The organism is Clostridium folliculivorans, assembly GCF_024341905.1.
Lineage (GTDB): Bacteria > Bacillota > Clostridia > Clostridiales > Clostridiaceae > Clostridium_AR > Clostridium_AR folliculivorans.
Genome location: NZ_BQXY01000003.1, coordinates 385,244 through 400,389, shown reverse-complemented (window position 1 = coordinate 400,389; position 15,146 = coordinate 385,244). Strand labels below are relative to the sequence as shown.

The window sequence follows — 15,146 nt, the reverse complement described above, 5'->3', positions numbered from 1 at the left end:
CAATATGATTATAGATAATATTGTTGAACAGGATGTCATATTTTCTTTAGATATTGGGACAAGAACTATTAAAGCAACAGTGGGGATAGTTAAGGATAAAAAGTTTCATGTTGTATGCGAAAGATTCTTAGAACATGATGAAAGAGCCATGGTGGATGGACAGATTCACGATATAAATTTAGTAGCAGCAGGGGTTAGTCAAGTAAAGAGAGAACTAGAAGAAGAACTTGGTTTCAAACTAAAAGAAGTTGCTATTGCAGCTGCTGGTAGATTCCTCAGAACAGTAGAAAGTAAAGGGGAAATGGATTTAAATGATGAAGAGATAACAAAAGACACTCTAAGAAGCCTTGAGATGACGGCAGTATTAAAGGCTGAGGAAGAAATAAATAAGACAACTGATGGCAAGTTATACTGCGTAGGCTATAGTGTGAAAAATTATTATTTAAATGGCTATGTTATTTCGAATCTTTTAGGACATAAGGGGGAGAATGTAGCTGTAGAGGTAATTTCAACTTTCTTACCTAGGTCTGTAGTGGACAGTCTTTATTCTGTTATGAATAAGGTAAGTTTAAATGTTGTAAATATGACGCTAGAACCTATTGCAGCTATGGAAGCGGTAGTTCCTAAAAACTTAAGACTTCTCAATATTGCACTAGTGGATGTAGGAGCTGGAACATCAGATATAGCTATCTGTAATAAAGAAAGTGTAACTGCTTATGGAATGGTTCCTCAAGCAGGTGATGAGGTTACAGAAGCTATCGCTCAAGCATATCTTGTGGATTTTAATACAGCGGAAAGAATGAAAAAAGAGGCGACTGAAAAGGAACAGGTAGCTTATACAGATATTATTGGCTTTGAAAACAGTGTAAGCAGTGAAGAAATAAATAAGTTAGCTGAGCCTATTGTTCAAAAAATAGCAGAAGAAGTTTCAAGAAAAATAATTGATTTAAATGGTTCTAAGGCACCAAGTGCTGTATTTTTAGTCGGAGGTGGAGCACATACTCCATATTTAAAGGAATTAATCAGTGAAAAGCTAAATATACCTATACAAAGGATTGGTATAAAGGGACGTGATGCTGTAACTGATTGTGTATGTACCGATTTGACACCAGGAAGTTCAGGAGTCACAGTGCTCGGTATAGCCTTATTATCAATTAAAAGTCTAGGGCATAATTTCATTGATGTTTCTTTAAATGATACGTTGATAAGTTTATTTAACTCTCATAAGCATAACGTAATGGATGTTTTACTTCATGCAGATATAAATCCTAAGATCTTAATGGGCAAAAACGGCAAAAATATAAGATTTACAATAAACGGTTCTAAAAGAATGGCCTTTGGACAGCTCGGAACTAATGCAAAAATAAAATTAAATGGTGAAGATGCAACATTAGAAGATTTAATTGTAGATGGTGATAAGATAACCATTGAGTATGCACAAGAAGGTAAAGATGCAGCTCCTAAGATTATAGATTATTTAACTGATTTAGAAGATATAACATGTTATTTCAATGATAAGCTTATTACAGTAGAACCTATAATACAGATAAATGGAGATAAGGTAAGCATTGATTCTATTATTAAAAATAATGATGAAGTAAAGATTACATATCCAAGAACTTTAAAAGGAATTAAAAAATACATATTAAACTTAGCTGATGAAATAAATTTAAATGTAAATGGTGAATTGCAAAACGAGGCATACGAAATAAAAAATGGTGATAGAATATGTATAGTAGAAGAAAAAACTAATATTAATTCTACTACTGAACAACATGATAAACCAAAAGATTTAGGAATAACAATTAAGGTGTTTGCAAATGGTGAACCGAAGGAACTCAAAGGTAAGAGGGAATATGTTTTTGTAGATATATTCAATTATATTGAGTTTGACTTGACAGCTGTAAAAGGCAGACTTAATCTTCTGTTAAATGGATATAGTGCAGCTTATACAGATAAGTTAAACGAAGGTGATAAAATAGAAGTATTTTGGGATTAAGGGGGCAAATATATGAAAGTGGACTTTTTTAAGGAAGCTTTATCAATAAATGATGAGTTAATATCACTAAGAAGAGATTTTCATGAAAATCCTGAATTAGATTTTGAAGTTTTTAGAACTTCAAATAAAGTAAAGGAATTTTTAGACAAAGAAGGAATACCTTATAAATCTTATGCAGGAACAGGTGTATGCGGCATAATAGAAGGTACTGCAATTGGGGCAGAGGAAGGTAAAACTATTGCACTAAGAGGTGATATGGATGCACTTCCTATTCAAGATAAAAAGAGTTGTGAATATAGTTCTAAGGTTCCAGGAAAAATGCATGCTTGTGGGCATGATGCTCACACCACAATATTACTGGGAGCAGCTAAGCTTTTAAATAAAAATAAGCATCTTTTAAAAGGAAAGGTAAAGCTTCTGTTTGAACCAGCAGAAGAAACTACAGGCGGTTCAAGAGTTATGATAGCAGAAGGAGTTTTAGAAGATCCTAAGGTGGATGCAGTACTTGGACTTCATGTAACAGAAGATCTAGAAGCTGGAAATATAATGATTAAAAATGGAGTGGTAAATGCAGCATCAAATCCATTTACCATAAAGATAAAAGGAAAAGGTGGTCATGGAGCAGCACCTAATAATGCTGTTGATCCTGTAGTTATTGCAGCACAGGTTGTATTAGCGCTTCAGACAATAGTGAGCAGAGAAATAACTCCTTTTAATCCAGCAGTACTTACCATAGGTAGTATTCAGGGAGGAACAGCACAAAATATTATTCCTGATGAGGTTGAGTTAAAGGGGATAATAAGAACTATGTCTTCTGAAGATAGAGAAAATACAAAAGTTAGATTGGAAGAGATTGTGAAGGGCATATGTACTGCCATGAGAGGAAGCTATGAAATAGATATTGAAGAGAGTTATCCATGTTTATACAATGATGATGACATGGTAGAGCTTGTGAGAACTTCTGCAAAAGAAGCCATAGGCGAAGAAAATGTTCAGTTGCAGCAGCTTCCAAGAATGTGGGTGGAAAGTTTTGCTTACTTTGCAAATGAAAGACCAGCAGCATTCTTTATGCTTGGAGCAGGAAATGTTGAAAAGGGAATTACAGCACCTATTCATAATGCCAAATTTGATATAGATGAACAGTGCTTATCTGTTGGAGTGGCTGTTCAATGTCAGTCAGTATTTAATTATTTGACAAGATAATGAATTAATATTAAGCTAAACAATGGAAGAAACTTAATTAGGAGTTGATTATGTGAGAATAGAAATAGGAACAAATGAAGCAGGTCAAAGATTGGATAAATTTCTTAGAAAGCTTTTAAAAGATGTTCCACTAAGTGCTATATTTAGAGCACTAAGAAAAGGCGATGTTAAAGTTAATGGAAAAAAGGAGAAGGAGAAGTATTCACTACAAGTTGGTGATTTAATAGAGATAAAATATATAGATTCAAAAAAGGATAAGACTGAAAAGTTCCAGTTAGTAGATCCTAAGTCTTTAAAAATAACTTATGAAGATGAAAATATGGTTTTGGTTGAAAAATGGCCAGGAGTATTGGTGCATTCTGATAAAAAAGATGGAGATCCTACTCTTACAGATTATGTTTTATCATATCTTCATAAAAAGGGAGATTATACTCCAGAAAAAGAGCTTACATTTACACCAGCTCCATGTAATAGACTGGACAGAAATACCTCTGGAATAGTGTTCTTTGGAAAGAACTTTGAATCTTTAAAGCTTCTTAATGAAATGATAAGAGAAAGAAAAATACAGAAGTACTATACTGCTCTAGTTAGAGGTAGAATTAGAGATGGTAAATATGAAGCATATATATCTAAGGATGATGAAAATAACACTGCTACAGTATATGACAAATATGTTCCAGATACTAAGGAAATAGCAATGGATGTTAAGACTATTCAAAGCAATGGTGCATATTCACTTATAGAATTGGAACTAATTACAGGTAGAAGTCATCAACTAAGAGCCCATTTAGCACATTTGAATAACCCTATTATAGGTGATCCTAAATACGGTGACAAAAAGCTAAATAATTTCTTTGAAAACAAATTTGGACTTAATTATCAATTTTTATATGCATATAAGGTTATATTTAGGGATGTACCAGAAAAGTTCAGCTATCTAAATAATAAAACTGTAGCTGAAGGTCTTCCTCCTATGTTTAAAAAGGTGAAAAAGGACGTATTTAAATTTGTTATTTAGTTAGGGGTATATTATGAAAGAGCAATCAACCAGTAAAGGATTTGCCATACTTTCATTAGCAGGCATATTAGCAAAGCTTTTGTCTTTGCTATATGTACCTTTGCTCCAAGGGATAATTGGAACTGGAGGTTATGGTATATATCAAAAGACTTATGAGGTCTTTACCTTTCTTTATGCTGTTTTAAATCTTGGGATGCAGACAGCAATAGCAAAATATATATCTGAGCTTTCAGCAGTTGAAAATCATAGAGATGCTCAGAGAACCTTTAGATTAGCAAGAACATTATTACTTCTGTTTGGAACTGGAATTACACTTGTACTTATAGCCAGTGCTAAGTTTATAGCTCAAAAAAGTGATAATCCAGACATATATATAGGACTTATAACTTTAGCACCTGCTATAGCGTTAACCTCAGTTTTATGTGCCTACAGAGGGTATTTCCAAGGAAGAAGACTTATGGGACCATTAGCTGTGTCTCAAGTGGTAGAGCAGTTTATGAATGTGGCTGCAAGTTTATTATTTGCATTTATTTTCATAAAGTACGGTGTTGAAAAAGGAAGTGCAGGAGGAACTGTCGGAACCTCTTTAGGAGCTTTTATAGCAATAGTTTATCTAATATACATAGCAGCAGTTGAAAGAATCGATAAGCAAGTAGTTAATAAAGATAAAGATATAAAGAGAATAAGAACAAAAACAATAATAAAGAAACTAGTAACCTATGGCTTTCCAATAGCACTAAGCGCAGGACTTCAAAATTTTGGGGCTTTGGTTGATATGTTTAATGTTACTGCAAGGCTAGCACATGCGGGATTTACAAAAGATGAAGGTAATGTTCTATATGGAATTTTGGGATATTATAAAACTCTTTTATATGTTCCTTTAACTATAATAACTGCATTAGCTACAGCGGTAATGCCAGCTATAGTTAGAGCATTAATAGCTAAGGATAAGAAGAGCATGAAGGAAAGTATATTGTTTGCAATAAGGATAAGCTATGATATAGCAATACCAGCGGCGTTTGGACTAGCTATTTTGAGTTCGGAGATATATAAGGTGCTCTTTGGTAAGACTACTGGATATGAGCTTATGGTATATGGATCAGTAGTTGTTATATTTATGGCTATAGTTCAAATACAAAATACGATTCTACAAGCAGTAAATAAGTTTTATTTTGTAGTTGGTTCTTTATGTGTAGGTATAGTTCTAAAGATAGCATCTAACTATATTCTGATAGGATACAGAGACATTAATGTCAAAGGTGCAGTGGTAGGTGGAATCCTATGCTTCTTTGTACCTATGATATTAAACCATAGAAAGATGTGTAAAACTCTTAAGTTTAAGTTTTCTTTGCTTAAGGTAGCATCTAAGCCTATATTAAGTTCTCTTGCGATGACTGCGGTTATATTTGTTCTAAAGATATCTGTATTCGGAATAATGAATACTTATTTAGGTGAAGGTAGAATGGTAAACTCACTGATTTTATTTATTGCCATCGTATTTGGTGGGATTGTATATCTATATACGATGATATCTATAGGAGGCATAACAAAAGCTGAGATGAATTCTATGTCGCCAAAAGTATCTAAATTATTGCCAAGATTTTTAAAAAGACGTCTTAGATAGATTTATAAATAAGTAAAGGGATGAGGAAAACCTCATCCCTTTACTTATCGTAATTTTCTATGGATTCTTTAGTGTTTTTTTTGAATGTAATTTAAGATTACATTCAATATTGTTCTGGAAGTTTTGCCTTTGTTAAATAACATATAGAGGTACGTCCTATCGGCATTAATTATTTGCGTAAGCTCGGTGAAACGTCGGATGATTAACCAATCAATTTCAACACGGTGCTTTAATAGCGCCAAACATATAAATATTAAATTACTCTAGTTTCAATTTTAGAGAAACAAATATAAAAAATGAGAAACAGGAAATTATAAGAACTATATTTCTTATTATTAGATTTAGTGCTGATAAAAAAGGCATTAAAACTGTTAGAAGATAGAAAGTTAAAATACCGATTAAAATATATATAATCACTTCTCCAAAAGATATATTTATATCAATAACTTTATTAACTTCATATAGATTTAATATCAAGCTTAAGGTTGATACTATGAAGGCTGTTATTGCATAGCCATAAACATTGATAGATGGAATACCTGTAAGTATATATAAACATATTAGTTCAATTATTTCAGTAATTATAGAGTTTCTTAAGATAGCAGTTTGTTTACTGAGTCCATTTAAGATTCCAAACATAGTGGCAGCAGTAAAAGAAATAGGTGTACAAAATCCTGCTATTTTTATATAGGTACCTAAGTCATTTCTTTGAAAGAACATCTGACCTAAGGAGGTTGGTATTAAGGTACATACGATTGTAGTACATATTCCAAGCAGAAACACTAATCTTATAACTTGTCTTATTCTACGAGTAGCAGAATAATAGTCTTTTTTGTTCATGGATTGAGATAAATCAGGTATTAATAAAGTGTTTAATGATTGTATTATAATTAAGGGGAAAGTTACTATGGTTAAAGCCATTCCGCCATATTTTCCTATCATAGATAGTGCAGTGCTATATTCAAAACCTGCTTGTACAAGTCTCCTTGGTACAACTAATGCTGACATGGTATAAAATATACTTGTTAAGAATCCAGTAATACAAAGTGGAACAGATACTACTAAAACATCAAATAGTAACTGAGCTCGTCCTTCTTTTTTCGATGGCATTACAGGTATTTTTCTGGTGATAGCTTTGTAATATATAAATAATAAAGCTAAGCTTTGGAATTCACCAATGCATAAGGATATATAGGCTACTGTAACCAAAGAAGAAAGAGATTTTACTCTGAAAAAATAAATTAAAAGAGCTATTACAAAAATTCTTATTCCCTTTTCTAAGATGTCTATGAAGGCAGGCATAACTATCTTTGAACTGCCATAAAAATATCCTTTTAATATGTTAGACAACGCAATGAAAATCATAGCTGGGCATGTTATCTGAATTGCATTTATAGTTCTAGCATCCTTAACCCAATAACCACCTATAGCAGGTGCTGCTAAAAATACTAGCACTCCTATTATAGTTGCCCAAATTAAGTTAAACATTGCAACAGTTCGTATTGTCTTAAATAGATTGCCGTAATCATTTTTAGATGAATATACTGCTGAAACTTTTGAAATAGCAGCAACCACCCCTGCAGTCATTAAGCAGATAAATAAATTGTATATAGGCATAACTAAACCGTAAAGTCCCATTCCTTCTGGTCCTAATACCTTTGAAAGATAAATGGAAAATATAAATCCTAACATTCCAGTTGTTAGGTTAGCTGCAGTTAAAAGAATAGAATTTTTATAAAAACTATTTTGCTCCAATATAATCACTCCTCTAAGCCTCAATAATAAAAATTATTCAAAAAAGTGGACAAATATTCATTGGTTATCATTATTTGTACTAAGTAAAAATATATTTAGCATAGGAGCTTGGATAATGGAGGAAGATATGAAGAAAATAATAGTAATTGCTTTTACTATAATTCTGTCCCTTATAGGAGCGGCTCTTATCTTTAATAATGTAATGAAAGCAGATATTACATGTGTAGATAGAGAGATTGATGTATCCATAAAATTTAAGGGTTTAAAAGATGTTAACTGCTTTACCTATGATAGTTTGAATAATTTTTACTTAGGAACTGATAATGGAATAGAACTAATTAAGAAAGATGGGAAAAGTGAAAAAATAATAAAAGACAAAGATTTGAAAATTTCATCAATAATTTATGAAGATGATAAGTTGTATTATATAAGCGATAATAAACTTATTGGTTATGATCTTGAAAGTAAGAGTAAAGATATTTTAATAAGTGATCTTCCAAGGAATAATGGTATAGGGAAATATAGTATTATAGCACGGGATAATACTATATTTATTTCAATAAGTGCTGCAACTAATTCAGGGATAGTTAATGATAATAAGTCTATTCAAGATACTTCACCTATAGAGCTTACTTTGAGAGGGATTAACTACGACCAAGATAATACGGGAAGTTTCTCTAGTTATGGAATTAAAACTAAAAATGGACAAGTGATAAAAAGAAGTGCGCTAGGTAATGCATGTGTTATAAGCTATGATATAAAAAGTAAAAAAAGTCAGTTATTCTCATATGGGATTAGAAATGTTGAAGGGTGGGATTATAATTCCTCGGGCTCTCTAATGGCTATAGTTGGGGGATTTGAAAATAATGGACCAAGAGCAGTACTAGGAGATACTGATTATATTTATGAATTAAAAAAAGATATATGGTATGGATGGCCAGATTACAGCGGTGGTGATCCATTAAATTCTCCTAAATTTACTGATGAAAATGGTAAATCAGTAAAAATGCTTTTAAGCAAGTTGCCTATGCTAAACCCTCCAGCTCCGTTTTATGTTCATAGTGATGCTGGTTCAATTTATGGGTTAGTAGTAGATAGTACAGGAGCTATAAAAGAAAAAGATTCTATGTTTTTTTATGATAAAAATGAAACTACCCTTTATAATTTGGATAAAAACGGACTAAGCAAAAAAATATTGAAGTTCAATGATAATATAGAATTGAACGATATAAAGTTGGTCAAACAATCAATATATATACTGGATAAAAGAAATGGAATAATGTATGAGATAAAAAAAGAAGAGAAAAGTTTAGTAAATGGCTATAGAGATATAATGTTTTTTTCTCTTTGTGTAATAATATTAGTAATGGTTATAATTCTAATGAAAATTAAGAAATCATAGATATAACTTAAAGTTGATTTTTATGTATATGGATGTACAACTTGGTTTTAAAACTTGGCGCTGTTAAAGCACCGTGTTGAAATTGATTGGTTAATCATCCGACGCTTTAATGAGCTTACGCAAAGAATTAATATGATTTTGTCATATTCCATGGCTAAAACTGTAAACTCACTACGTTCGAACAGTACAGTTTTTTAACGTCACTACATATGAAAAAATCATTTAATTCTAGTTGCTCACTCATATAGCATCTCCTGTATAACCAATCAATTTCAACAATATTCTTAAACATAGCCTAAAACTTAAATTTTCAAAGCTACCTCTCTGAAGCCAGAGGAAGTCTGAAAATAGTTTTCGGATTGAAGTGGTACATCTGTGGAAACGAGGAGAGATTTATGAAGAAGCGTATGGAAAAAACCTATGGGAGAATGGCCCGTAGAGTAATGGTAGCTGTAAACCCTATTAAGAAAGTAGCAATAAAAACCCACTGTGTGGTTCATAAATATATAAATATACAAGCAATAGAAATATTAAAAAATGATGGCTATGAAGATGCATACATGTTTTATAAGAAACATTTAAAACAGTTAAATGATGGAGTAACCTGGGCGGATCAAGATTTTAAAAGTACTAATCATTTTTTTCATTATGAATTGGAGAAAGGCTTATATGGTTTTTCTAATGCCCTTGTAGAATGTCAAAAATATTATGATAAATCAATAGATTTAATTAAAGACGGAGAAGAACATAAAGGACTGTTTTTTCTTGGTGCATCTGCACACTTAATTCAAGATATGACTGTCCCACACCATGTTAATAACAGACTTTTAAAAAGTCATAGAAAATTTGAACTTTGGATTATTGATAGGTTGTTTAAACACCATAATTTTGGAGTAAGCAATGGTACTAAAAAATATAATAGTGTAGAAGAATTTATTAAGAACAATGCAAGATTTGCGAATGAAGTTCATAATAAATATTTAAATATTGAAGATACAGAGAAAAGGTATTTTAGAGTTACTAGTGAAATACTGAAGGAAGCTCAAATCACTACAGCTGGATATCTTTTATATTATTACGATAATGTTATTTTAAGGTATGATAAGGAAAAAGATTTGTAAATTAAATATAAGTTAAAAAATAGAATCATTGAGTTGAAAAAGAATTCCATAGTATAGAGGAATTCTTTTTTTTATGTAGAATAGGTAATAGTGTGCAAGATAATATTTACAGAGGAGTAATTTTATGGAATATATTTTAGATATGAGAGAAATAAGCCTTGATGGTGATTTATTGGATATAGGAAAAGAGAACTACGGGATAATATATAATTTGAAAAAAAATATGGAAGACGAGATTTCTGTGGACTATTTTGATGACAAAGAGATTTTAAGTGAAAAAGAAGCAATATTTTATGACGGAGCAGTACTTTTTTTTACTATGGGAAAGATATGGAGTAATGGCGGAAGACGTGAGATAATAAAACATATATGGAATCTCATTAAAGATGACGGATATCTCTATATATGGGATTATGATAAGAAATCCAAAGAAGTAGTAAACTCTAATATTAAGGTTTTACTTCCTGGAGACAAAACAAAAGAATTTAGGTATAGAGATATAAATCCAATTAATCAATTTAATGTAGAAATTATAAAAAAAGCTACAGAAAGTTATTTTGAAATAGAAAAAGTTGATTTTTATGATAAAATTTACTTTGTAAAAGCAAAAAGAAGGGAAAGAACAAGTGATGAAAATATTATTAACAGGAGTAAATTCAAAATACATTCATAGCAATTTAGCTATAAGGTATTTGAAAGCATATACTGAGGATTTGCCATGCGAGTGTAAGATTAGAGAATTTAGCATCAATGATAGGATAGAAATAATACTAGAACAAATCATATTAGAAAAAGCCGATGTAGTAGCATTTTCTTGTTATATTTGGAATATGGAGTATATAAATAAGCTTGCAGATCTTATAAAATTAGTAGATAAAAATATAGAAATATTATATGGTGGACCAGAAGTTTCATATGATAGTGAAAATTTTCTAAAAGCTTGTAATGGTGAGTACGTCATATCTGGTGAGGGGGAAGAAAGCTTTAAAGAATTTGTAGAATACAAACTGGGTTTGAGAGATATAGGTTCAATTAGGGGTCTTTACTATAAAAGTGAAGAAAAAGTGATATTTAATGGATTAAGACCTCAGATGGATATGAATGATTTAAGTTTTCCTTATAAAGAGGGAGATAAAGAAATACATAATAAGATAGTTTATTATGAAGCATCAAGAGGATGTCCTTTTAAATGCAAATACTGCTTATCCTCAACTGCTAACGGAGTTAGGTTTTTAGATATAGAAAGAGTAAAAAAAGAATTAAAGTTTTTTATTGACGAGAAGGTACGATTAGTTAAATTCGTTGATAGAACCTTCAATTGTAACCATGATTTTGTTAAGGAAATATGGGAATTCTTAATAGAACAAGATACTCAAACCACCTTCCATTTCGAGATTTCAGCAGATCTTTTAAGAGATGATGAAATAGAACTTCTAAATAAAGCCCCTAAGGGAAGAATTCAATTAGAAGTTGGAGTACAAACTACTAATAATGAAGTGCTAAATAATATTAATAGGTATGTTGGATTTGAAACAATAAAGGATAAAGTAATAGGAATAGCTAAGGAACATAATGTTAAGCAGCATCTTGATTTGATTGCTGGACTTCCAGGTGAAGATTTTAATTCCTTTAAAAAGTCCTTCAATGATGTTCACTCAATAAGACCGGATGAAATACAACTTGGGTTTTTAAAGCTTCTTAAAGGATCTTCAATGAGAGATGAAGCTGAGAAGTGGGGGATTGTTTATGCTCCGTATGCTCCCTATGAAATACTAAGATCAAAAGATATAAGCTACGAAGAACTTTTAGAATTGAAGAAGGTAGAGGAAATTGTTGATAAATATTATAATTCTCAAAAGTTTAACACTGTATTAAAATACTTTTTGAGTAAGTTTGAAACTCCTTTTGACTTTTATTATGCAATGGGAAGTTATTTCCATGAAAGAGGATATTTCAATATAAATATAGGAAATACAGAATACTATAGAGTTTTTGTAGATTTTAATAATTATAAGTTTAATGGCGAAAATACTGAAGAATTGAAAGACATAATAAAATATGATTATTTAAAATATAACAAAAAGAAGTGGTTACCTGAATTTCTAAATAGAGATATAACCAAGGAAGAAGAAAGAATTATAAAGGAAAAATTAAAAGACCTTTATGATTTTAAGAGATCTCATATAGAAAAATTCAATTTAGATATCATGCAGTATATAGAATCAGATAAATTACTGATGTCGCAAAATTATCTATTGTTTGATTTAGATAATGAAGATGATATAAAGCTTATAAGTAATATGCTATAAAAAATAAAATTAAATATAATCTGAAAGTTTGTAATTTTACATGGATATCCAATCATAAGATTAAGTTATTAATGGTTGGGTATCTATTTTTTATCATTATGTGATTTTAAATCTAGTTTCAAAACTCGTAGAGATTTACATAAATTGCAGTGAAAGATCTCAGCTACAGATAAATATACATCTGTTTATATGACTTGAGGATATATGAAAAATCATTTTAACCATTAATGGTATTTGGCTTGATAAATAGAGCTTGTTTGGAATTCTATATATTGCAAAGAATAATAATAAATTTATAGTGCAAACAGTAATATATACGATGTAACACATAAACAAATAACGGTTGAAAAATAACTTAAATGATGGTACAATCTATATTAAAAGCGTTATTTAATACTGTATAAAGCACTAAGGTATAATTTGGTTTATGGAAAAGGGGTGATATTTTGGCTATAGAAATAGTGAATGAAATAAAGAATGCTGAAACTAAGGCTGAAGATATTATAAAGAGCGCCAATCTTATAAGTAAAGAAATGATTAATAATGCGATGATTTCTGGGCAAGAACAATATAATGAAATAATAAAACAGAGCAAGTTAGAGGCTAAGAAAGCCATAGAAAAGGCAGCTGCTGAAGCGTTAAAAGATTCAGAACCAATTTCCTTAAGTGGGATTAATGAAATAAACATAATAAATAACTTAGATCAGAACAAAAGAGGAAGTGCAGTAAAATTAATAATTGAGAGGATTGTGAATATTCATGGCAATAGTTAAAATGAATAAATTTACCCTACTCTCTTTTGAATCAGAGAAAGAGAAACTTTTAAGCGCACTTCAGAGATTCCAAGGTGTTCAATTCATTAATCTTCAAGAGGTTGATGATTTAAATGAAGATGATGACAAAAAGGAGCTTTGGAAGGATGAGGTAGGAGAAAAATATTCAATTTATGAAGATAATCTTATGAAGATTAAATTTTCTCTAGATTTTATTAATGAGTTTTTTCCTGAAAAAAAATCAATGCTTTCAATGCTAGATGATAAGAAAGAAATTTCCTTAAGGGATTTAGAGGAAAATATAAAAAGTAACAATTGGAATCAAGTATATGAAGAACTCAAATTAAAAGAACGAACTTTAAATGAATTGAATAATGAAATAACAAAAATAGAGGGTGAGATTTCAGAGTTAAGTGGGTGGAGAAACTTAGATGTTTCTACATCAGAACTTGTGAAATTTAAATATTGCACCGCAGTTCTTGGAACAGTAGCTAAGCAGTATGAGAGTAGTGTGCTAGCTGATTTAGAAAGAGAATTAAAGTACTCATATATAGAAATTATAAATAAAGACAATCAGGACTTGTACTTATTGATAGTAGTTCATAATAGTGAACTTAAAAATGCTGACGAAATACTAAAAGGATATGGATTCACTTCGTTTGAGGTGGATATAGATATGCCACCTCATCATTGTATTGATGAAAATGCTTCTAGAATATCTAAGATTAAAGAAGAAAAAAAATCTTTAAAAGCTTCTATAGAAAAGTATGAAGCTGATAGGGATAAACTCATAGAGGTGTATGAATATTTCACTAATTTAGTGACGAGGCTTGAAGCTTCTAATAATTTTTTAAAAACTAAAAGTGTTATAGCAATGTGTGGATGGAATTTAGTAGAGAATAATAATGAGCTTATAAAAGTAATTGAAGAAACTGTAGGGGAGAAATATTTTATTGAATTTGAGGAGGTAAAAGAAGAGGAAGTGGAAGAAGTTCCAATAAAGCTTAGAAATAATGGCTTTACATCTTCCTTTGAAGGCGTGATTGAAATGTATAGCCTGCCTAAGTATTCGGAGATAGATCCCACCCCTATTTTATCAATATTTTACTTTATATTCTTTGGAATGATGCTTTCTGATGCTGGATATGGATTAGTTATAATAGCAGCTGCAGCTTTTGCCTTATATAAATCAAAAGATAAGGAAAAAAGGAAAAGCTATAAGATGTTTTTGTTTGCAGGAATATCAACAGTTATATGGGGAGCAATTTACGGAGGGTGGTTTGGTGATTTACCGAGTTACTTTGGAATAGTTCCACCAAAATTACTTGATAGTACAGGGGATATATCCAAGATATTTATCCTTTCCTTGGGTTTTGGAGTTATTCACATATTTATTGGTCTTGGAATAAAAGGTTATATGCTTATAAAAGCAGGAAACATAAAAGATGCTATATATGATGTCCTTACTTGGTATGTTACTCTTATTGGAGCTTTCTTAGCTATATTATCCATAGGTGGAAAGCTAGGAATAATAATGCTAGTAGTAGGTCTAGTAGGTTTGGTAGTAACTCAAGGTAGAACCGCTCCGACAATTGGAGGGAAAATAGGCTGGGGTATATATGGAGTATATGGAATAACTGGTTACTTAGGGGATATAGTTTCTTACTCAAGATTATTGGCATTAGGGCTAGCGACAGGATTTATAGCAAATGCTTTAAATCTTATAATAAGTTTGTTCCCTGCACCATTTAAATATATTGCTGCACCTTTTCTATTTATAGGGTTACACACTTTTAATTTACTGATTAATGCACTTGGGTCATATGTTCATGCTGCAAGACTTCAGTATCTTGAGTTTTTCAGTAAATTTTATGAAGGCGGAGGCAAGAAGTTCACTCCATATAAGCTTTCAGATAAATATATAAAAATTACGAAATAATAG

At 30.8% G+C, this 15,146-nt stretch carries 11 protein-coding genes; 10 read left to right on the top strand and 1 reads right to left on the bottom strand.

What is annotated here, in order from left to right; translation table 11 throughout:
* Positions 1 to 4 precede the first annotated feature (4 nt).
* From OCU55_RS12055 to OCU55_RS12040, 4 genes are read left to right on the top strand one after another with little or no spacing between them, the layout of a single operon-like run.
* Positions 5 to 1,999 carry a cell division protein FtsA gene (locus tag OCU55_RS12055; RefSeq protein WP_261852557.1) on the top strand — a complete coding sequence of 665 codons (1,995 nt, stop codon included), beginning with the start codon at positions 5 to 7 and terminating at the stop codon, positions 1,997 to 1,999.
* 12 nt (positions 2,000 to 2,011) lie between these two features.
* Positions 2,012 to 3,202: a M20 metallopeptidase family protein gene (locus OCU55_RS12050; protein WP_261852556.1), complete on the top strand. Its 1,191-nt coding sequence runs from the start codon at positions 2,012 to 2,014 to the stop codon at positions 3,200 to 3,202.
* Between the two features lie 52 nt (positions 3,203 to 3,254).
* On the top strand, positions 3,255 to 4,220 hold the full coding sequence (locus OCU55_RS12045) for an RluA family pseudouridine synthase (protein ID WP_261852555.1): 966 nt from the start codon (positions 3,255 to 3,257) through the stop codon (positions 4,218 to 4,220).
* A 13-nt stretch (positions 4,221 to 4,233) separates the two neighbouring features.
* Complete coding sequence (locus tag OCU55_RS12040; RefSeq protein WP_261852554.1) at positions 4,234 to 5,844, top strand: putative polysaccharide biosynthesis protein; 1,611 nt, start codon at positions 4,234 to 4,236, stop codon at positions 5,842 to 5,844.
* Between the two features lie 258 nt (positions 5,845 to 6,102).
* On the opposite strand, the gene spoVB is transcribed toward OCU55_RS12040, so the two are convergent.
* A complete protein-coding gene (gene spoVB / locus OCU55_RS12035) occupies positions 6,103 to 7,599 on the bottom strand; it encodes a stage V sporulation protein B (protein WP_261852553.1) in 1,497 nt (498 codons plus the stop codon).
* A gap of 127 nt (positions 7,600 to 7,726) precedes the next feature.
* Here spoVB and OCU55_RS12030 point away from each other — a divergent pair, with 127 nt between their 5' ends.
* From OCU55_RS12030 to OCU55_RS12005, 6 genes are all read left to right on the top strand, one after another.
* Complete coding sequence (locus OCU55_RS12030) at positions 7,727 to 9,001, top strand: PQQ-dependent sugar dehydrogenase family protein (protein ID WP_261852552.1); 1,275 nt, start codon at positions 7,727 to 7,729, stop codon at positions 8,999 to 9,001.
* Between the two features lie 395 nt (positions 9,002 to 9,396).
* Positions 9,397 to 10,122 carry a zinc dependent phospholipase C family protein gene (locus tag OCU55_RS12025; protein ID WP_261852551.1) on the top strand — a complete coding sequence of 242 codons (726 nt, stop codon included), beginning with the start codon at positions 9,397 to 9,399 and terminating at the stop codon, positions 10,120 to 10,122.
* A gap of 124 nt (positions 10,123 to 10,246) precedes the next feature.
* The gene (locus OCU55_RS12020; protein WP_261852550.1) at positions 10,247 to 10,795 is read left to right on the top strand and encodes a hypothetical protein; all 549 of its coding nucleotides are present in this window, start codon (positions 10,247 to 10,249) and stop codon (positions 10,793 to 10,795) included.
* Positions 10,752 to 12,431 (top strand): B12-binding domain-containing radical SAM protein, encoded by a 1,680-nt coding sequence (locus tag OCU55_RS12015; RefSeq protein ID WP_261852549.1) that lies wholly within the window; start codon positions 10,752 to 10,754, stop codon positions 12,429 to 12,431. Before OCU55_RS12020 ends, OCU55_RS12015 begins: the two co-directional genes overlap by 44 nt.
* Before the next feature lie 446 nt (positions 12,432 to 12,877).
* Positions 12,878 to 13,204: an ATPase gene (locus tag OCU55_RS12010; RefSeq protein ID WP_261852548.1), complete on the top strand. Its 327-nt coding sequence runs from the start codon at positions 12,878 to 12,880 to the stop codon at positions 13,202 to 13,204.
* Positions 13,191 to 15,143 (top strand): V-type ATP synthase subunit I, encoded by a 1,953-nt coding sequence (locus tag OCU55_RS12005; RefSeq protein ID WP_261852547.1) that lies wholly within the window; start codon positions 13,191 to 13,193, stop codon positions 15,141 to 15,143. The genes OCU55_RS12010 and OCU55_RS12005 overlap by 14 nt, the downstream gene beginning before the upstream one ends.
* Positions 15,144 to 15,146 lie beyond the last annotated feature (3 nt).